At 72.7% G+C, this 19,484-nt stretch carries 16 protein-coding genes and 1 tRNA gene; 9 read left to right on the plus strand and 8 right to left on the minus strand.

The genetic code is table 11. The annotated features are described in order from the left end of the window. Nucleotides 1-61 precede the first annotated feature (61 nt). Nucleotides 62-2,620: an ABC transporter permease gene (locus tag ACWF9Z_RS22435; RefSeq protein WP_453604551.1), complete on the minus strand. Its 2,559-nt coding sequence runs from the start codon at nucleotides 2,618-2,620 to the stop codon at nucleotides 62-64. Between the two features lie 65 nt (nucleotides 2,621-2,685). Continuing rightward, a complete protein-coding gene (locus ACWF9Z_RS22440) occupies nucleotides 2,686-3,450 on the minus strand; it encodes an ABC transporter ATP-binding protein (protein WP_356655550.1) in 765 nt (254 codons plus the stop codon). Nucleotides 3,451-4,100: 650 nt separating this feature from the next. Between ACWF9Z_RS22440 and ACWF9Z_RS22445 the strand changes: the two genes are divergently transcribed. Further along, nucleotides 4,101-4,182: transfer RNA gene (locus tag ACWF9Z_RS22445), tRNA-Leu, on the plus strand. 249 nt (nucleotides 4,183-4,431) lie between these two features. Further along, nucleotides 4,432-5,283, plus strand: coding sequence for a Bax inhibitor-1/YccA family protein (locus ACWF9Z_RS22450; RefSeq protein ID WP_453604553.1), 852 nt, complete (start codon nucleotides 4,432-4,434; stop codon nucleotides 5,281-5,283). A gap of 120 nt (nucleotides 5,284-5,403) precedes the next feature. Here the strand turns inward: ACWF9Z_RS22450 and ACWF9Z_RS22455 are convergent, their stop codons facing one another. Beyond that, nucleotides 5,404-5,634 (minus strand): DUF4287 domain-containing protein, encoded by a 231-nt coding sequence (locus tag ACWF9Z_RS22455; protein WP_453604555.1) that lies wholly within the window; start codon nucleotides 5,632-5,634, stop codon nucleotides 5,404-5,406. A gap of 101 nt (nucleotides 5,635-5,735) precedes the next feature. Here ACWF9Z_RS22455 and ACWF9Z_RS22460 point away from each other — a divergent pair, with 101 nt between their 5' ends. After that, the gene (locus tag ACWF9Z_RS22460) at nucleotides 5,736-6,176 is read left to right on the plus strand and encodes a hypothetical protein (protein WP_453604557.1); all 441 of its coding nucleotides are present in this window, start codon (nucleotides 5,736-5,738) and stop codon (nucleotides 6,174-6,176) included. Here the strand turns inward: ACWF9Z_RS22460 and ACWF9Z_RS22465 are convergent. From ACWF9Z_RS22465 to ACWF9Z_RS22475, 3 genes are all read right to left on the minus strand, one after another. Next, on the minus strand, nucleotides 6,160-6,978 hold the full coding sequence (locus ACWF9Z_RS22465; RefSeq protein ID WP_453604558.1) for a hypothetical protein: 819 nt from the start codon (nucleotides 6,976-6,978) through the stop codon (nucleotides 6,160-6,162). The two genes, ACWF9Z_RS22460 and ACWF9Z_RS22465, sit on opposite strands and share 17 nt — an antisense overlap. Nucleotides 6,979-7,365: 387 nt before the next feature. Next, entirely contained in the window at nucleotides 7,366-8,586 is a 1,221-nt protein-coding gene (locus ACWF9Z_RS22470) for an acetyl-CoA C-acetyltransferase (RefSeq protein ID WP_453604560.1), read from the minus strand. A 67-nt stretch (nucleotides 8,587-8,653) separates the two neighbouring features. After that, a complete protein-coding gene (locus tag ACWF9Z_RS22475; protein ID WP_453604562.1) occupies nucleotides 8,654-9,739 on the minus strand; it encodes an SGNH/GDSL hydrolase family protein in 1,086 nt (361 codons plus the stop codon). A gap of 131 nt (nucleotides 9,740-9,870) precedes the next feature. On the opposite strand from ACWF9Z_RS22475, the gene ACWF9Z_RS22480 reads away from it, so the two are divergent. Then, nucleotides 9,871-11,256: a cystathionine beta-synthase gene (locus ACWF9Z_RS22480; protein ID WP_453604611.1), complete on the plus strand. Its 1,386-nt coding sequence runs from the start codon at nucleotides 9,871-9,873 to the stop codon at nucleotides 11,254-11,256. 405 nt (nucleotides 11,257-11,661) lie between these two features. Here ACWF9Z_RS22480 and ACWF9Z_RS22485 read toward each other — a convergent pair whose 3' ends face one another. Then, the gene (locus tag ACWF9Z_RS22485) at nucleotides 11,662-12,033 is read right to left on the minus strand and encodes a hypothetical protein (RefSeq protein WP_453604563.1); all 372 of its coding nucleotides are present in this window, start codon (nucleotides 12,031-12,033) and stop codon (nucleotides 11,662-11,664) included. A gap of 347 nt (nucleotides 12,034-12,380) precedes the next feature. Between ACWF9Z_RS22485 and ACWF9Z_RS22490 the strand changes: the two genes are divergently transcribed. Together ACWF9Z_RS22490 and ACWF9Z_RS22495 are read left to right on the plus strand one after the other, a co-directional pair. Further along, the gene (locus tag ACWF9Z_RS22490; RefSeq protein WP_453604564.1) at nucleotides 12,381-13,223 is read left to right on the plus strand and encodes a MurR/RpiR family transcriptional regulator; all 843 of its coding nucleotides are present in this window, start codon (nucleotides 12,381-12,383) and stop codon (nucleotides 13,221-13,223) included. 63 nt (nucleotides 13,224-13,286) lie between these two features. After that, complete coding sequence (locus tag ACWF9Z_RS22495; protein WP_453604566.1) at nucleotides 13,287-13,526, plus strand: TetR/AcrR family transcriptional regulator; 240 nt, start codon at nucleotides 13,287-13,289, stop codon at nucleotides 13,524-13,526. A 117-nt stretch (nucleotides 13,527-13,643) separates the two neighbouring features. Here ACWF9Z_RS22495 and ACWF9Z_RS22500 read toward each other — a convergent pair whose 3' ends face one another. Next, a complete protein-coding gene (locus ACWF9Z_RS22500) occupies nucleotides 13,644-15,077 on the minus strand; it encodes a diaminopimelate decarboxylase (RefSeq protein ID WP_453604567.1) in 1,434 nt (477 codons plus the stop codon). 105 nt (nucleotides 15,078-15,182) lie between these two features. Here ACWF9Z_RS22500 and hutU point away from each other — a divergent pair, with 105 nt between their 5' ends. The 3 genes from hutU to ACWF9Z_RS22515 are packed head-to-tail and all read left to right on the plus strand — an operon-like array spanning nucleotide 15,183 to nucleotide 19,464. Further along, nucleotides 15,183-16,847 (plus strand): urocanate hydratase, encoded by a 1,665-nt coding sequence (hutU, locus tag ACWF9Z_RS22505; RefSeq protein WP_453604569.1) that lies wholly within the window; start codon nucleotides 15,183-15,185, stop codon nucleotides 16,845-16,847. Between the two features lie 35 nt (nucleotides 16,848-16,882). Continuing rightward, the gene (locus ACWF9Z_RS22510; protein WP_453604613.1) at nucleotides 16,883-18,073 is read left to right on the plus strand and encodes an allantoate amidohydrolase; all 1,191 of its coding nucleotides are present in this window, start codon (nucleotides 16,883-16,885) and stop codon (nucleotides 18,071-18,073) included. Further along, nucleotides 18,064-19,464: a formimidoylglutamate deiminase gene (locus tag ACWF9Z_RS22515; protein ID WP_453604570.1), complete on the plus strand. Its 1,401-nt coding sequence runs from the start codon at nucleotides 18,064-18,066 to the stop codon at nucleotides 19,462-19,464. The genes ACWF9Z_RS22510 and ACWF9Z_RS22515 overlap by 10 nt, the downstream gene beginning before the upstream one ends. Nucleotides 19,465-19,484: the final 20 nt, after the last annotated feature.

Raw genomic sequence — 19,484 nt, forward strand, 5'->3', positions numbered from 1 at the left:
CGACATCACGTCGCGGGGCCCCCGGCCCCCGTGCGGACCGCCTTCGTACGGCGGCGGCCGGCTACTCCGTCTTGATGGCGGTCAGCATGTTCAGCCGGGCCGCGCTGCGGGCGGGCCACATGGCCGCCAGGGCGCCGACGATGCCGGCCAGCAGCATGAAGATCGCGATCCGGTCGAAGGGGATGACCAGGGCGTAGTCCGGGATCGAGGACTTGAGGGTCTCGCCGACGGCCCAGGCGATGAAGGTGCCGAGGACCACGCCGATCACCGCGCCGAAGAGCGAGATCACGATGGCTTCCAGGCGGATCATGTTCTTGACCTTGCCGCGGTCCAGGCCGATCGCCCGCAGCATGCCGATCTCCTGCGTCCGCTCGTACACGGACATCGCCAGGGTGTTGACGACGCCGAGGACCGAGATGATCAGGGCCATGCCGAGCAGGCCATACATGATGTTCAGGGCGGTGTTGATCAGGCCGCCCATCTCGTTGCGGATGTCCTGCTGGGTGGCGAAGGTGATCGCCGGGTTCTTGCCGAGGGCGTCGACGAGCGACTTCTCGGCCTTCTCGGAGGCGCCGCCGTCCGTCTTGACGTAGACCTCGCGGATGTGCGGTTCCTCGCTGTGCTGGTCGAGGATGGTGTGGTCGATCACGTAGGGGGAGAGCATGCCCTCCATGTCCTTGTAGATCGCGCCGACCTTGAGGTCCGCCGTCCGGTCGTCCTCGAAGGTGGCCTTCAGCGTGGAGCCGACCGACAGGCCGGCGCTCTTCGCGGTCTTCTCGGCGACCGCCACCTCGCCCTTGGTGAGGCTGTCCATCTGCCCGCTGACCACGTCGAAGCGGAGGAGCTGGCCGATGGTGGCCGGGTTGACGCCGGAGACGGAGTGGAACTCCTCGTCGTTACCGGTGCCCGTCCGCAGGTACCCGTCCTGCTGCGGGGAGACCGCCTTGACGCCCGGGGCCTTCGCCAGGACCGGGAGCACGGAGGGGTCCAGGCTGCCCATCGTGTTGCCCATGGAGACCTTGTAGTCGGCCTTGAGGTGGTCCGTCGTCACCCGGTCGATGGCCTTGCCCATGGTGATGCCGAGCACCGACAGGGCGGTGACCAGGGTCAGGCCGATGGCGAGGGAGGCGGCGGTGACGGCGGTGCGGCGCGGGTTGCGGACCGCGTTCTGCGCGGCGAGCTTGCCGGCGACGCCGAAGGCCTTTTCCAGCAGCGGGCGGACGGCGGTGATGACCGGACGGGAGAGCGCCGGCAGCAGGATGATGATGCCGATCATCGTGAAGAAGGCGCCGGTGCCGATCATCATCTTGCCGTCCTTGCCGGTCATCGCGCCGCCGAGGATGGCGAGCAGACCGAGCAGGGTGACCGAGCCGCCGATGCTGTTGCGCAGCGCCAGGGACTTCGCGGTGGCCGGCAGGTGGGCGCTGCCCATGGCGGCGACCGGGGCGATCTTCGCGGTGCGGCGGGCGGGCAGCCAGGCGGCGAGCATCGTGACGAAGACGCCGATGCCGATCGCGGCGGCGACGGTGAGGGGGGCGACGACCAGCGGGCCGGCCGGGATCTTGGCGCCGAAGGCGCCCATCGCGGAGCGCATGCCGACGGCGAGGCCGACACCCGCGATCAGGCCGATGGCGGAGGAGACCACGCCGACGACCACGGCCTCGGCCAGGACCGAGCGCTTGACCTGGCCGCGGTTGGCGCCGACGGCGCGCAGCAGGGCCAGCTCCTTCGTGCGCTGGGCGACCAGCATGGTGAAGGTGTTGTAGATCAGGAAGACGCCGACGAAGAGCGAGATCAGCGCGAAGGTCAGCAGCATCTGGTTCATGCTGTTCATGCCCGCGCTGATGTTCTTGGCCTGTTCGTCGGCGAGCTGCGCGCCGGTCTGGGCCTTGGCGTCCTTGCCGATGAGGGGCTTGATCTCGGCGAGCAGCGCGTCGGCGTCGGCGCCGGCCTTGGCGCTGACCGAGAGCTCGTCGTAGAACCCGGGCTTCAGGTAGAGCTGCTGGGCGGTCGGGGTGTCGAACAGGACCAGCGAGCCGCCCGCGTTGACCGCGCCGTCCTCCGTGGTGAAGACGCCGGCGAGGGTGTACTCCTTGGCCGGACCGTTCTCGGCCACCCGGACCTTGTCGCCGACCTGGTACTTGCCGCGCTGGGCCGTCTCCTTGTCGAGGGCGATCTGGTCGGCGCCGGCCGGGCCACTGCCCTCGAAGAAGGCGTAGCGGGGGTCCTTGCCGTCCTTCAGCGGGACGAAGTTGGCGCCGGTGTTGGACCAGCCGGTGCCGATCAGCTTGCCGTCCTGGTCGCCGACGGCGGCGAAGCCGTGGACGCGGCCCGAGGCGGCGTCCACGCCGCCGAGCGCCTTGACCTTGTCGAGGGTCTGCTGGCTGATGCCCGGCTCGCCCTCCTTGACGCCCTGCTCGTTGCGGGAGGGGCCGTAGGAGGTGACCGAGACGGCTACGCCCTCGAAGCTCTTGGCGGACTGGTTCGACATCGCCTTGCCGACGGTGTCGGTGAAGACGAGCGTGCCGGAGACGAAGGCGACGCCGAGGACGACGGCGAGCACCGTCATCAACAGCCGGGCCTTGTGCGCGAGCACGTTGCGCAGGGCGGTACGGAACATGGTGGAGGAGTCCAGGTGGTCAGGGGTCGGCGGGGACGGGCGTCGGCGAAGGGAGCGGGCGTCCCTCAGCTGGTGCGGCCCTTGGCGTCGAAGGCCTTCATGCGGTCGAGCACGCCGTCCGCGGTCGGGTTGAGCATCTCGTCGACGATGCGGCCGTCGGCGAGGAAGATGACGCGGTCCGCGTAGGAGGCGGCGACCGGGTCGTGGGTGACCATCACCACGGTCTGGCCGAGCTCGCGGACCGAGTTGCGCAGGAAGCCGAGGACTTCGGCGCCCGAGCGCGAGTCCAGGTTTCCGGTCGGCTCGTCGCCGAAGATGATCTCGGGGCGGGAGGCCAGGGCGCGGGCGACGGCCACGCGCTGCTGCTGGCCGCCCGAGAGCTGGGTGGGGCGGTGGCCGAGGCGGTCGGAGAGGCCGACCATCGAGATCACCGAGTCGAGCCACTGGCGGTCGGGCTTGCGGCCCGCGATGTCCATGGGGAGCGTGATGTTCTCCAGGGCCGTCAGCGTCGGCAGCAGGTTGAAGGCCTGGAAGATGAAGCCGATCTTGTCCCGGCGCAGCTGCGTGAGCTGCTTGTCCTTCAGGGTGGAGAGCTCGGTCTCGCCGATCCGGACGGACCCGGCGGAGAAGGTGTCCAGGCCGGCGACGCAGTGCATCAGCGTGGACTTGCCGGAGCCCGAGGGGCCCATGATCGCGGTGAACTGGCCCGCGGCGAAGTCCACGGAGACGTTCTCGAGAGCGACCACCTGGGTCTCGCCCTGGCCGTACACCTTGGAGAGGCCGGTGGCGCGCGCGGCGACGGCCTGGGTGGTGTGCGGGGCGTAGTTCATGGTGGTCACGGGAGCTGCTCCTTGGGCTGCGGACCGGGCTCACGGTCCGCGGTGGGCGGGACCTTCCCATCGTCGGGGCGCCGACCCCTCCCGCGGATCAGCCGTGGTGCCCGTTCTCCGGCCCACTGGAGTCTGACGCGGACGGGTCCGCCTCCTCCTTTGGGATGACAGCCGTCGGGCCCAAGGAGGGGGCGGGCGGGGGCCGGTGGGGTCGCGGCTCAGGTGTGCGGGAGCCGCCCGCGGCCCGCTCGGGGGCCCGCGCGGGCGCCCCGGGCGGCGGGGCCGCGGGGTGGGTGCGGGGCGCGCGGCGGGGGCGGTACGGGGCGTGCGGCGCAGCGTCGTGGGGCGGGCGGCGGGGCGTCATGGGGCGTACGGCGGGGCGCGGAGAGGGGCGCGCAACGGGGCACGGTGCGAGGAGGGTGGCGCGAGGGGTGGCGCGGGGGTGGCGCGAGCCATCGAAATCCCGTCAATCCCACGGCGCCATGATCGACGCGGGCAAGGGGCGGACCGTGCGTTCTGCGTCCTGACGCTCCATCAATCACCAATAAAATCAGACAACATCGGCGAGAACCCCAGGTCGGGGTGCGGGTGTTGCGGATAGGCTCGACCGTAGCGTTCAAGGTTTTTCCAAGGGGGCCGCTACGCCCTGCGCCCGGATGGTGGAATGCAGACACGGCGAGCTTAAACCTCGCTGACCTTCGGGTCGTGCCGGTTCAAGTCCGGCTTCGGGCACGACGACGTTCCGCCGGACCGGAACGTGCGAACGGCGGGGGCGCCCGAGGGGCCCCCGCCGCCGCCATTGAGCGACCCCCGTCCCCCCGTACTCCCGCCGCCGGGCGGCGCCGGGCAGGACCACGGGCGGGATTCCGTGCGCTTTGCCGGTCCTGTCCCGGAAAGATCCTCCTCGAGCAGTAGGGCGATTCCTTTGCTACCGCATTACTCTTGACGCGAGGCCGCGCACGGTGGCCACGGAGGAGTGAGATGAGGAGCAGCAACCCGGTCTTCTCGCGACGGGGGTTCAGCCGCGACAACGGCGCTTACGCGGGCTTCGGCACGCAGCAGCCCCAGGCCGGGACCACGACCAACCCGTACGCGACCAACCCCTACGCGACCGACCCGGCCACGGGTATGCCGCAGGCTCCGGTCCGCGGAAATGCGATGACCATCGACGACGTCGTGAGCCGTACGGCCATGACGCTCGGCACGGTCGTCCTGACGGCGGTCATCTCCTGGATCGCACTGCCCGTCGACCCGGCCAACATCAACAAGTCCTACGGCATCGCCATCGGCGCCGCGCTCATCGCGTTCGTCTTCGCGATGGTGCAGTCGTTCAAGAGCAAGCCCGTACCGGCGCTGATCCTGGCCTACGCGGCGTTCGAGGGCGTCTTCCTCGGTGTCATCAGCTCGGCTGTCAGCACCTACATCAGCCCGGGCGTGGTCATCCAGGCCGTGATGGGCACGATGTGCGTCTTCGCCGGCGTGCTGATCGCCTACCGGATGCGCTGGATCAACGTGAACCGGCGCTTCGTCGGCTTCGTGATGGCCGCCGCCATGGGCTTCATGCTCCTGATGGCCGTCAACCTGCTGTTCGCCGTCTTCGGCGGCGGCGACGGCCTGGGCTTCCGCAGCGGCGGCCTCGGCATCCTCTTCGGCGTCATCGGCATCATCCTCGGTGCCTGCTTCCTCGCCCTGGACTTCAAGCAGGTCGAGGACGGCGTGACGTACGGCGCCCCGCGCGAGGAGTCCTGGCTGGCGGCCTTCGGCCTCACCATGACCCTGGTGTGGATCTACATGGAGATGCTGCGCCTGATCTCCATCCTCAAGGGTGACTAGCAGCAGGACCGGCTGGACCCGATGAGCCGAGGAAGGCCCCGCGAGCAAGAGCTCGCGGGGCCTTCCCGCGTGTCGGGGGTCAACGGGATCGGGGGACTTCGGACAGGGGCAGGGGCTCGCTCAGCCGAACTTGCGGGCGGCCCTGCGCAGATCGTGCTCGTGGATGATCGCCTTGGCCTGGCCGTACGAGAGTTCGTGCGCGCCGAGTAGCCAGCTGACCTTCTCCTCGAACCGGAAGAGGGACGGGCCGTCATCCACGGTGCGCAGCCAGTCGGACAGCTCACGACCGGTGGTCCCGGGGATTCTGTCGATCATGTTGCGGTGGGTCTGCTCGGAGAACTCTACGGACATGGGCGCCTCCGGAGGTATCGCCGGTCTGCTCTCGTCACGCCACCGTGCCGGAGAGTTCGCCCGTTGGCAATGGTGCCGTGGCGGCGCGTAAGGTCGGCCGGGTGCTCGATACCTCACCCCTGACCGTCGCCGTGGAACGCTTCGCCGACCGGTTGCGGGCCGCGCCGCAGAGCCGGCTCCAGCAGGGTGCCGCCGAGGCGGCGCTGGAACTGGCCCGGGAACTCTCCGTACGGGCGCAGCGGCTGGAGGCGGCCGCCCGGGGCGCCGCGGACGCCCAGGGGGCGGCTCCGGCGCGCGAGATGCCGGATGCGGGGATCTTCGTCGTCGGCGACCAGGTGGCCGTGGCCGGGCTGGACCTCGCCGAGGCACTGCGCTCCGCGGCCGGGTCCGGGTCCCGGTCCGCCGGGGGACCCGCGACGGCCCCGGACACCGCGACGGCCCCGGACACCGCGACGGCCCCGGACGGCACGAAGGCCCCGTCCGGAATGCTGGACGAGGCCGTACGGCTGGTGGAGCTGGCGGAAGTCAGAGCGATGCGATGACGCGGTCCGCGAGGATGTAGACGTTGCTGTCCGGGTCCTCGGCGTCGCCGCAGGAGAAGGTCAGGGCGTAGGCGCCGGAGATGCCCGAGCCGCCCAGCAGGACCGGGGCGCTGCCCGAGCGCAGGGCGTCGGCCAGGCGCTCCGCGGTCTCCCGGTGGCCCGGGGTCATGCAGAGCGTCGTGCCGTCGGTGAAGACGTACACGTCCAGGGTGCCCAGCGGGCCGGGGCGGACGTCCGCGAGGGCCGTACGGGCCAGCGCGAGCTCTTCCAGGCGGCTGACCGTGCGCTCGTGGTCGACGCCGGGGTGCGACTGGACCGGTACGAAGTCGGGGTGCGAGGGGTGGCGTCGGCGGGCGGCGGCCAGCTCGGCCGACTCCGCGCCCAGACCGGCGTCCTGGTACTCGTCGGCCGGCTCGTCGCCGAGCAGCGGCTCCAGACCGACCAGGTCCACCTGGCGGGGCAGGAAGACCGGGCTGTCGTCGCCGAGTCCGGACGGCCCGCCCAGCAGCGAGGGGGCGTCGGCGGCGTCGCGGGCCTCCTGGGCGGCCCAGAACGCACGCGCCTCGGCGAGCTCGCGCTCGCGCTCCTCGGCGAGGGCCTCGGCCACGGCGGCTCGTATCTCGGCTGCGGGGGACTCCACGGCGGCACGGGCGTGCGGCACGGACGCGCCGCGCGGGTGTGCCGAGACGACCAGCTCACCGCGCAGCGCCGTGACCTGCTTGCGCAGGCCGTGGACGGCGTGCAGCGCAGCCGCGCCGACGGCCGTGGCAGCGGCCGTGGTCAGCAGTAGGGCAAGAGACATGGCGCTCACTGACTAGCTCCTGGTTGATTCGATCCCCCGACTTCCTACATCAGCTTGTCCTCACCTGGGAATGGCCGGCAGTGCATTACGTCATGAATTGGACAGGCCTTTCGTCCCGGAGCCCCCGCCGGAACATGGTCTGACCTGGGGATATGACGATCCCCCAAGACGAAGGTCACATCCTGGGGGACATTTGGTCACAGATTGGCCGCGACAGGATTAGATTCGCTGTCAGTACGGCGCCCGGGATCGAGCGGATCCCGTGCGGCGCCTGCCCTCGGGCCTTGATCGGTCCGTCCGCGGCCGGCCGAGCCGTGTTCGGCCGGTCGCGGAGCGCTCAGGGCGCGCATCCTCCTCGGCCGCGTCCTCGCGACCGGCTCGGCGCACTCAGCTCAGGCGCTCGATGACCATGGCCATGCCCTGGCCGCCGCCGACGCACATCGTCTCCAGGCCGAACTGCTTGTCGTGGAACTGCAGGCTGTTGATCAGCGTGCCGGTGATGCGCGCACCGGTCATCCCGAAGGGGTGACCGACGGCGATGGCCCCGCCGTTGACGTTCAGCTTCTCCAGCGGGATCTCGAGGTCCCGGTAGGAGGGGATGACCTGGGCCGCGAAGGCCTCGTTGATCTCGAAGAGGTCGATGTCGCCGACGGTCAGGCCCGCGCGCCGCAGCGCCTGCTGGGAGGCCTCGACCGGGCCCAGGCCCATGATCTCGGGGGAGAGGCCGGTGACGCCGGTGGAGACGATCCGGGCCAGCGGGGTCAGGCCCAGCTCGCGGGCCTTGGTGTCGCTCATGACGACCAGCGCCGCGGCGCCGTCGTTGAGCGGGCAGCAGTTGCCGGCCGTGACCAGGCCGTCGGGGCGGAAGACCGGCTTGAGGCCCTCGACGGCCTCCAGGGTGACCCCGGCGCGCGGGCCGTCGTCGGTGGAGACGACCGTGCCGTCCGGCGTGGTGACCGGGGTGATCTCGCGGGCCCAGAAGCCGTTCTTGATGGCTTCCTCGGCCAGGTTCTGCGAGCGCACGCCGAACTCGTCCATGTCGCGGCGCGTCACGCCCTTCAGGCGCGCCAGGTTCTCGGCGGTCTGGCCCATCTGGATGTACGCGTCCGGGGTCCGGCCGTCCTCGCGCGGGTCGTGCCAGGAGGAGCCGGTGCTCTGGGCCACCGAGGCGGTGTGGGCCTCGGACTCGGCGAAGAACGGGTTGTGGGTGCCCGGGATCCCGTCGGAGGAGCCGTTCACGGACCGCGACACCATCTCCACGCCCGCGGAGATGAAGATGTCGCCCTCGCCCGCCTTGATGGCGTGCAGCGCCATCCGGGAGGTCTGGAGCGAGGAGGCGCAGTAGCGGGTGATCGTGGTGGCGGGCAGGTGGTCCATGCCCATCTGCACCGCCACGATGCGGCCCAGGTTGTGGCCCTGCTCGCCGCCCGGGAGGCCACAGCCCAGCATCAGGTCGTCGATCAGGCGCGGGTCCAGCTCGGGGATCTTCGCGAGGGCGGCCTGGATGACCGTGGCGGTCAGATCGTCCGGTCGGACGTCCTTGAGGGATCCCTTGAAGGCGCGGCCGATGGGCGACCGGGCGGTGGAAACGATGACGGCTTCGGGCATCGGGGCTCCAAGGGAGGTGGTGTCGTACCGGGACCGCATGCGAAGTTACCGCCCCGTACCGTCGAGGTCACGGCCCTTTCGATGTGACTCCGGTCGCTCTGGCCGTGCTCCCGCCCGCCTTTCCGTCCCCCCGCGGGGGCCGGCCCGTCCCGTCGGTGCCTCCGGGCTCCCGCGCGAGGTCCTCGCCCGGCACCCGCCGCCTGCGCCGGTACTTGAGCAGGGCCCACGGACCCCGCGCCCCCGTGACCTCCGTGCCCGCCAGTCCGGCCGCCGCCGAGGCGGCCTTGGCGACCGGGAGCATGTCCTCGTTGCGCGACACGTCCAGCCGGTCCGACTCGGGCCACAGCTCCAGGGCCGCGCACAGGGTCGGCAGCACGGCCATCGCGGCGGTCGCGTAGCCCTCCGTCGAGGGGTGGTAGGAGTCCGGGCCGAACATCTCGCGGGGGTTCGCCGCGAACTCGGGCCCCAGCAGGTCGCCCATCGAGACGGTACGGGCGCCCAGCGCGAGCACCCCGATCGTCTGGGCTGCCGCCAGCTGCCGCGACACCCGGCGGGCCAGCCACCGCAGCGGCTGGTACACCGGCTCGATCGTCCCCAGGTCCGGGCAGGTGGCGACCACGACCTCGGAGCCCGCGAGCCGCAGCCGGCGGACGGCCCCGGTCAGCAGCCGGACCGACTGGGTCGGCGGCATCCGCCGGGTCACGTCATTGGCGCCGATCATGATCACGCACACGTCGGGAGCCGGCTCGTCCCCGTCCAGCAGCAGCCCCGCCTGCCGGTCCAGGTCGTCGGACATGGCCCCGGACAGCGCCACGTTCCGCAGCTCCACCGGCCGCTCGGCCACCGCTGCCAGCCCCGAGGCCAGCAGCGCGCCCGGGGTCTGCCTCGCCCGGTGCACCCCCAGCCCGGCGGCCGTGGAATCGCCCAGCATGCCGAGCCGCAGCGGGCCCGGGCTCAGCTCAGGCCCGCCGAACTCGCTCCCGTACAGCCCGTCCGCACGCGGCGGATCCGCCAGCCCGGTGCCGACCGTCCGCTTGGCGAACTGCAGCTCGGCCACGAACAACCCCACCGCGGCGGCCCCGACGAGCCCGAGCCCGCCCCCGCCGTACGCCGCGCCCGCCGCGATCCGGCGGGCCGTCCTCGCCCTGGACACCCTCGTGCCACCTCCTCGGTACCTGGTCCTGTTGACCTACCTGCCCCGTACTGCCGGTCGGCCAATCCCTTTGCGCATACTCTGGCCGAGCCTCCCGGAGAACCCGTGGAGTCCCCTCCTTGGAGAACATGGTGCAATTCCACGACTCGATGATCAGCCTCGTCGGCAATACCCCGCTGGTGAAGCTCAACCGTGTGACCGAAGGCCTCCAGGCCACCGTCCTTGCCAAGGTCGAGTACTTCAATCCCGGCGGATCCGTGAAGGACCGGATCGCCGTCAGGATGATCGAGGCCGCAGAGCAGAGCGGAGCCCTCAAGCCCGGTGGCACCATCGTGGAGCCGACGAGCGGCAACACGGGTGTAGGACTCGCCATCGTGGCCCAGCAGAAGGGCTACAAGTGCATCTTCGTCTGCCCTGACAAGGTGTCCATGGACAAGATCAACGTGATGCGCGCGTACGGCGCCGACGTGGTGGTCTGCCCGACCGCCGTGGACCCGGAGCACCCGGACTCGTACTACAACGTGTCCGACCGCCTCGCGCGCGAGCCGGGCGCCTGGAAGCCTGACCAGTACAGCAACCCGAACAACCCCCGTTCGCACTACGAGACCACCGGTCCCGAGCTGTGGGAGCAGACGGACGGGAAGATCACCCACTTCGTGGCCGGCGTCGGCACGGGCGGCACGATCTCCGGCACCGGCGGCTACCTCAAGGAGGTGTCCGGCGGCAAGGTCAAGGTCATCGGCGCCGACCCCGAGGGCTCGGTCTACTCCGGCGGCTCGGGCCGCCCGTACCTGGTCGAGGGCGTCGGCGAGGACTTCTGGCCGAGCGCCTACGACCGCAACGTGACGGACGAGATCATCGCGGTGTCCGACAAGGACTCCTTCCAGATGACCCGCCGCCTCGCCAAGGAGGAGGGTCTCCTCGTCGGCGGCTCCTGCGGCATGGCGGTCGTCGCGGCGCTGCGCGCGGCGGAGAGGCTCGGCCCGGACGACGTGGTCGTCGTCCTGCTCCCGGACTCCGGGCGCGGCTACCTCAGCAAGATCTTCAGCGACGAGTGGATGGCCGGGCACGGCTTCCTGGAGGAGGCCGGTCCCGCGGCGCGGATCGGTGACGTGCTGGCGGACAAGGAGGGGGGCAGCATCCCCTCCCTCGTCCACATGCACCCCGAGGAGACCGTCGGCGAGGCCATCGAGGTGCTGCGCGAGTACGGCGTCTCGCAGATGCCGATCGTCAAGCCGGGCGCGGGCCACCCCGACGTGATGGCGGCCGAGGTCATCGGCTCGGTGGTCGAGAAGGAACTGCTGGCGGCGCTCTTCGCGCAGCGGGCGTCCCTCGGCGACCCGCTGGAGAAGCACATGTCCTCGCCGCTCCCGCAGGTCGGCTCCGGCGAGCCGGTGTCCGAGCTGATGGCGGTCCTGGGCGAGGCGGACGCGGCGATCGTCCTGGTCGAGGGCAAGCCGACGGGCGTGGTGAGCCGCCAGGACCTGCTGGCGTTCCTGGCGAAGAGCGCGAAGTAGGTCCTCCGGGGGCCGGTGTCCTGGCCGACGCGTAATCGGCACGGTGCCGTCACGTGACGGCAGCACCGGCTTAACACGGCTGCGGCACAGTGGTGGTCGTCGGCAGGGAAGACCCGGGGAACCGGGACCCGGCCGGCACCACGAACGGCGTCGGCGCGCCTCCGGAGCGGCTCCCGGACCGCGTGGACGCACGGACGCGCGGACGGCCCTTGACCCGGCCCGTGTCCTTCGCGGGGACCGCCGTCGTCCCGCCCCCGGGCAACCGGGGTGCGGCGGTCCCCGCGCTTACTTCCTCGCCGGCCCCGCCCCCGCTTCCTCGCCGGCCCGCGCCGCCGTACGCCGTGCCGGCGCGGCGGCGGGCCGGGGTCGTCCGGGGCGGGTCGGGGCGGGTCGGTCCCGGCCGGGTCAGTCCCGGGACTCGGGAGCGGAGCGGCGGCGGAACCTGACGGAGTGGACGTAGTTCACGCCCAGGATGCCCAGCCAGACGACGATCAGGCCGCTGAGCCTGGCCTGGGCGGCGCCGATCGCGGAGAGCGGGATCGCCAGCACCAGGGTGATGATCGCGAAGCCGAAGCGTTCCCCGAAGTTGCCGTCCACCGGCTCCGCGGCGCGCCGGGGGCGGGCCGCGGACAGCCGCTCCTCCGCGAGGCGCCGCCTCACCTGGGTGTCGACCTTCTCGACGAACGAGTCGAGCAGCGCGGCCTCGTACTCGGGACCCAGCTCCCGCCGGGCGTCCAGCGTGGCCGCGAGTTCCTTCTTCAGCTCCTGGGACTCCATACCGACACCCTAGGAACCAGGCCCTCGCGCCCGCACTGGGGCTAGCCCCCGTATCGGGCCGCCGGCACCGGCGGGAAGGGCGGGGGCCGGACCCCCGGCCTCGTACGGGACGGAGGCCGGACGGCATCATGGGACAGTCAACTCACCCCGGCGGACAGGGGTGTTGACCGGGCGGCGCGCGGCGTCCGGCCCGTGAGGACCAGGGGCGGGCGGGTACGCCCGAGCGCGGGGAGCGGCTCTCCCGGGGGTCTCGGATCGCGGGTGCGGGTTGCCGTGCTGCATAACCGCATGCAGAGTGCTCCGTGACTGAATATCTCACCGGTACGGACGGGACGGAGGGGGACGGGATGAGCGAGAGCCCGGCAGCGCGGCTGCAGCAGCTGTTCGAGGGGCACCGGTTGACGCCGACCCAGCGGCGCATCGCGCACTGCATGGTGCGCGGGGCCGCGGAGGTGCCCTTCCTGTCGAGCGTGGAGCTCGCCGAGCTGGCCGGCGTGAGCCAGCCGTCGGTGACCCGGTTCGCGGTGGCGCTCGGCTTCGACGGCTATCCCGCGCTGCGCAAGCACCTGCGGGAGGTGGCCCCCGCGGAGCGGGCCGGGGCCGAGCACGAGGACGCGTACAACGAGTACCAGCAGGCGGTCCAGGGCGAGATCGAGAACCTGCGGCAGCTGTCCGCGATGCTCGCCGACCCGGCGCCGGTCCAGGAGGCGGGGCGGCTGCTGGCCGCGTCGAGCCCCCTGCCCGTCCTGGGGCTGCGGGCGGCCTCCTCGCAGGCGCGCGGGTTCGCGTACTTCGCGGCGAAGGTCCATCCGGACGTGCGGCTGCTCGATGAGGGCGGCTCGATGCTCGCCGACCGGATCGACGCGGCCCGCGCCGCCGGGGCGTCCTCGCTCCTGTGCTTCGCGCTGCCGCGGCACCCGAAGGAGGTCGCGGAGGCCCTGGAGCACGCGCGGGCGGCCGGGCTGACGGTGGTGACGGTCGCCGACTCGGCCTTCGCTCCGGTGGCCCGGTCCTCGGACCTGCTGATTCCGGCCCCGGTCGGGACGGGTCTGGCGTTCGACACCGCGTGTGCGCCGATGCTGCTGGGGCGGGTGCTGCTGGAGTCGATGGCCGACGCCCTTCCGGATGCGCAGGCCCGTCTGGAGGCCTTCGACGCCCGGGCCGCCGCGCGGGGCCTGTTCGTGGAGTAGGGGCCGGTCGAAGCGGGCGCGTCAGGCGCGGCAGCGGCAGGCACCCCCTGGCGCCCCTCCGCGGTGACCAACGAGGCGGCGGCGCGGATGCGGGAGGTCTTCGCGACCCAGGTCGCACCCGCCCTGGTCGCGGCCCTCGGCCCCGGCCGGGCCGCCCGCGCGGCCGGCCCGGTCGTCGCCCAGCTGCTGGGCCTGGCCCTGACCCGCTACCTGCTGAAACTGCCGGCGGTGACGGCGCTGACGCCCGACGCGGTGGTGGCGGGGCTGACCCCGGCGCTGGCCGCCACCCTGGCGGCCGGCTGAGCCGCCCCCCCCGTGGCGGTCCGGGGGAGGGGCCGCGGCGGATCCCCCGGACCGCCCGCCGGGGGACGTCCCGGCCCCCGCGGATCCGCCGTGGATCCCCCGCGGGCGGGCGGAGTGTCAGAGCAGGGCGTCGCGCAGGGCCCCGCCCGCTTCCGCGGTGAGGTCGGACAGCGACTGCGCCGGGCGGGCCAGGGCGAAGCGGACGCCGCCCTCGGGGGTCACCGCGTACCCGTACACCGCCGGCCGCGGCAGGCTGTTGTAGCCGTAGTGCGCCGTGAAGGCGTACGCGCCCGTGTCGGGCACGGCGATCAGGTCCCCCGGGGACAGGAGCGGCAGCTCCCGCGCGCTCGCCAGGAGGTCTCCGGCGAAGCAGGCCGGCCCCGCGACGTCCTGGGCGACCGGCGGGCCCGTCAGGGGGACGCCCTTGGCGTCGTAGGGGAGGATCCGCAGCGGCCAGGCCGCGGGGGCGTAGACCGTACGGGTGGCCAGCTGGACCCCCGCGTGGGTCAGGGCGATCGCCCGGCCGCCGGTGGTCTTCGTGTACTCGACGCGGGACAGCACCAGCCCGTGCTTGGCCGGCAGTGACCGCCCGAACTCCGTGACCAGGCCGTACGCGCCGGAGAAGAGCCCGGGGACGGCGGAGCGCAGGGCCGAGACGTACTCCGCGTAGACCGGGGTCTCGGTGTCGGAGGCGAAGTTCACCGGCAGGCCGCCGCCGATGTCCAGCGTGTCGACCTGCCGCCGGCCGGCCGCCGCGTTGATCTCCTCGGCCAGCGCGTACAGCTCCCGCACCCCCTCCGCGATCAGCGCCAGCGGGACGCCCTGGGAGCCCGAATGGGTGTGCAGGCGGGTGAGCCACGGCCGGTCCAGGTACGCCCGTACGAGCCATGCGCGCGCGCCCGGATCGCGCAGGGCGATGCCGAACTTCGAGGTCGCCGTGGCGGTGGAGAGGGCGTCGATGGCGCCCGCGCCCGTCTGCGGGTTGATCCGTACGCCGATCGGCGACCGGGTCGGGGCCGAGGCGACGAGCGCGTCGAGGCGGTCCAGTTCCTGCCGGTTGTCGGCGTTGACGGCGATGCCGAGGGTGAGGGCCTCGCGCAGTTCGGCGGCGGTCTTGGCGGGCGAGTCGAGGACGATGCGCTCCGGGCCGATCCCGGCGGCGCGGGCCAGGGCCAGCTCGCCGGGGCTCGCGACCTCGCAGCCCAGCCCGGCGTCGGCGAGCAGCCGCAGCACGGGGACGAGCGGGGCGGCCTTGACGGCGAAGGCGTGCAGGACGGGCGTGCCGGGGGCGGCGGCGGCCGCGAAGGCGGAGGTCAGGGCGGCGGCGGAGGCGCGGATGCCGGCCGTGTCCAGCAGGCAGACCAGGGGGGAACCGGTGTCGATCAGGCCCTGCTCGACGGCGGCCCGTACGGCCAGGTCGCGCCGCCGCGTCCGGCGGCCGGCGTCTTCCACGGCGTCCCCCACGGCGCTCTCCACGGCGTGCTCCACGGCATCGGGGGGGGGGCCGGGGGGGCCCCCGGCGGTCTCGGGCGTGTCAGCGGTCTCGGCCATGTTCTTCATCCCATCATCCGGCGCGTCCGACCGCAGCTGTTGACTGAATCTATTCAGGGCGCGAGGATGTGAATGGAATTGACCAACACTGGAGGAGGCACCGCCATGTCAGGACCCCGCCCCGTACGTGCCGCACGAGGTACCGACCTGAGCACCCTGGGATGGCAGCAGGAGGCCGCGCTGCGGATGCTCCAGAACAACCTCGACCCCGAGGTCGCCGAGCACCCCGACAAGCTCGTCGTCTACGGCGGCACCGGCAAGGCCGCGCGCGACTGGCGCTCGTACGACGCGATGGTCCGCACGCTCCAGACCCTGAAGCAGGACGAGACGATGCTCGTCCAGTCCGGCCGCCCGGTCGGCGTGATGCAGACCCACGAGTGGGCCCCGCGCGTCCTGCTCGCGAACTCCAACCTGGTCGGCGACTGGGCCAACTGGGAGGAGTTCCGCCGCCTGGAGCACCTCGGCCTGACCATGTACGGCCAGATGACCGCCGGCTCGTGGATCTACATCGGCACCCAGGGCATCCTCCAGGGCACCTACGAGACCTTCGCCGCCGTCGCGGCCAAGAAGTTCAACGGAACCCTCGCCGGCACCATCACCCTCACCGCCGGCCTCGGCGGCATGGGCGGCGCCCAGCCGCTGGCCGTGACGATGAACGACGGCGTCGCCATCTGCATCGACGTCGACCCGCGCGCCATCGACCGCCGCATCGAGCACCGCTACCTGGACGTCAAGGCCGACAGCCTGCGCCACGCCCTCGCCCTCGCCGTCGAGGCGCGCGACGCCCGCAAGCCGCTCTCCATCGGCCTGCTCGGCAACGCCGCCGAGCTCCTCCCGCAGATGCTCGCGGAAGGCGCCCCGATCGACATCGTGACGGACCAGACCTCCGCCCACGACCCGCTCGCCTACCTGCCCGTGGGCGTCGACTTCGACGACATGGCGGCCTACGCGGCCAAGGACCCGGCCGGGTTCACCACCCGCGCCCGCGAGTCGATGGCCACGCACGTCGAGGCGATGGTCGGCTTCATGGACGCCGGCGCCGAGGTCTTCGACTACGGCAACTCCATCCGCGGCGAGGCCCAGCTGGCCGGCTACGACCGCGCCTTCGCCTTCCCCGGATTCGTCCCCGCCTACATCCGGCCGCTGTTCTGCGAGGGCAAGGGCCCCTTCCGCTGGGCGGCGCTGTCCGGCGAGGCCTCGGACATCCACAAGACCGACAAGGCGATGCTGGAGCTCTTCCCGGAGAACGAGTCCCTGCACCGCTGGATCAAGATGGCCGGCGAGCGGGTCCACTTCCAGGGCCTGCCCGCGCGCATCTGCTGGCTCGGCTACGGCGAGCGCGACAAGGCCGGCGAGCGCTTCAACGAGATGGTGGCCGACGGCACGCTCGCCGCGCCGCTGGTCATCGGCCGCGACCACCTGGACTGCGGTTCGGTGGCCTCCCCGTACCGCGAGACCGAGGCCATGCTCGACGGCTCCGACGCGATCGCCGACTGGCCGCTGCTCAACGCCATGGTCAACGTGGCCTCCGGCGCCTCCTGGGTCTCCATCCACCACGGCGGCGGCGTCGGCATGGGCCGCTCGATCCACGCGGGCCAGGTCACCGTCGCCGACGGCACGAAGCTCGCGGGCGAGAAGATCCGCCGCGTCCTGACCAACGACCCGGGCATGGGCGTCATCCGTCACGTCGACGCCGGTTACGACATCGCGGAGTCCGTGGCGGACGAGCGCGGCGTCCGCGTCCCGATGCGCGAAGGCGACTCGGCGTGACCCAGGAAGCCGCCGCCGGAGCCTCGTTCCACACGATGTGGGCCGAGCTCCGGCCCATCGGCCGGGACCAGGGCAGCGGCGGGTACCGCCGGTACGCCTGGACCGGGGCCGACGTCGACTGCCGGACCTGGTTCCAGGCGCAGGCCGAGGCGCGCGGGCTCGCGTACGAGACCGACCGCAACGGCAACCAGTGGGCCTGGCTCGGCGACCCCCTCGCCGGTGACGCCGTCGTCACCGGCTCCCACCTGGACTCCGTCCCCGACGGCGGGGCCTTCGACGGCCCCCTCGGAGTGGTGTCCTCCTTCGCGGCCCTGGACGAACTCCGCAGGAGGGGCGCGGAGTTCGCCAGGCCACTCGCCATCACCAACTTCGGCGACGAGGAAGGGGCCCGCTTCGGCCTCGCCTGCGTCGGTTCCCGGCTCAGCGCCGGGCAGCTGACCAAGGAGAAGGCGTACGAGCTCCGCGACGCGGACGGGATCCGCCTGCCGCAGGCGATGGAAGCGGCCGGGTACGACCCCGGGACCATCGGGGCCGACCCCGAACGGCTCGCCCGCATCGGCGCCTTCGTCGAACTGCACGTGGAGCAGGGGCGCGCCCTGGACCTGTCCGGGGACCGGGTCGGCATCGCCTCGGCCATCTGGCCGCACGGGCGCTGGCGGTTCGACTTCCGCGGCGAGGCCAACCACGCGGGCACCACCCGCCTGGTGGACCGCCGCGACCCGATGATCACGTACGCGCAGACCGTGCTCGCGGCCCGCGCCGAGGCGGCCCTCGCCGGGGCCGTCGCCACCTTCGGGAAGATCTCCGTGGAGCCCAACGGGGTCAACGCGATCCCGTCCCTCGTCCGCGGCTGGCTCGACTCCCGCGCCGCCGACCAGGCCACCCTCGACACGGTCGTGACCGCGATCGAGAAGGCCGCCCGCGAACGCGCCGACCAGGACGGCATCGACCTCGACGTCGTCCGGGAGTCCTTCACCCCGGTCGTCGAGTTCGAGCACGCCCTGCGGGACGAGCTGAACCGGCTCCTCGGCGGCGCCGTCCCCGTCCTGGGAACCGGCGCGGGACACGACGCCGGAATCCTCTCCGCGGCCGTCCCGACCGCGATGCTGTTCGTGCGCAACCCCACCGGCGTCTCCCACTCCCCGCGGGAGTTCGCCGCCGAGGACGACTGCGTCGCCGGAGTCCTCGCCCTCGCCGACGTACTGGAAGGCCTCGCGTGCCGCTGATCACGTACTGGCTGGAGCACGCCTGGCTCGGCACCCACGTCGAGCCGGGCGTAGCCCTGACGGTGTCCACGGACGGCTCCGCCGCAGGGGCCGCCGACGGCTCCGCCGAGGGCTCCGCAGAGGGCCCCGCCGAGGGGCGGATCACCGCCCTGCGCACCGGGGTCGACGCCCCGCCCCCGGGCGCGGAGGTCCTGCGCGGCCTGACGGTCCCCGGCCTGGCCAACGCGCACAGCCACGCCTTCCACCGGGCCCTGCGGTCCACCGTCCAGGTCGGCAGCGGCACCTTCTGGACCTGGCGCGACGTCATGTACAAGGTCGCCCAGAACCTCACCCCCGACACGTACTTCGCGCTCGCCCGCGCCGTGTACGCCGAGATGGCGCTGGCCGGCATCACGAACGTCGGCGAGTTCCACTACGTCCACCACGCGCCGGGCGGCGCCCGGTACGCCGACCCGAACGCCATGGGCGAGGCCCTGATCGAGGCCGCCGCCGAGGCCGGCATCCGGATCACCCTCCTCGACACCGCCTACCTCTCGGCGGGCTTCGGCGAGGCTCCGAACCCGCACCAGCTGCGCTTCTCCGACGGCACCGCCGACGCGTGGGCGGAGCGGGTCAGCGCCCTCACGCCGCGCGGGCACGCGACCATCGGCGCGGCGGTCCACTCGGTGCGCGCCGTGCCGGCCGGTCAGCTGGCCACCGTGGCCCGCTGGGCCGAGGAGCGCCGGGCCCCGCTGCACGTCCACCTCTCGGAGCAGACCGCCGAGAACGACGCCTGCCTGGCCGCCCACGGCCGGACCCCGACACAACTGCTGGCCGACCACGGCGTGCTCGGCCCGCGCACCACCGGCGTGCACAACACGCACCTCACCGACACCGACATCGCGCTCCTCGGCGGGAGCGGCACCGGCACCTGCATGTGCCCCACCACCGAACGCGACCTGGCCGACGGCATCGGCCCGGCGACCCGACTGCAGCGCGCGGGCAGCCCGCTCTCGCTCGGCAGCGACAGCCACGCCGTCATCGACCTGCTCGAAGAGGCCCGCGCGATGGAGCTGAACGAGCGCCTGCGCAGCCGTACCCGGGGCCACTGGACGGCGAACGCCCTCCTCGCCGCGGCCACCGCCGACGGGCACGCGTCCCTCGGCCGGCCGGACGCGGGACGCCTGGAGGCGGGCGCGCTCGCGGACTTCACCACGATCGCGCTGGACTCCGTCCGGACCGCCGGCCCGTTGCCCCGCCTGGGCGCCGAGACGGCCGTCTTCGCGGCCACGGCCGCGGACGTGCGGCACACGGTCGTGGCCGGCCGCCACATCGTCCGCGACGGCGCGCACACCCGGGTGGGCGACGTCGCCGCGGCCCTTGCCGAGTCGATCGCAGCCGTCCGCGGCTGACGCCGTCGTTCTCCCGAGAG

It is taken from the genome of Streptomyces sp. NPDC054961, from assembly GCF_053609145.1.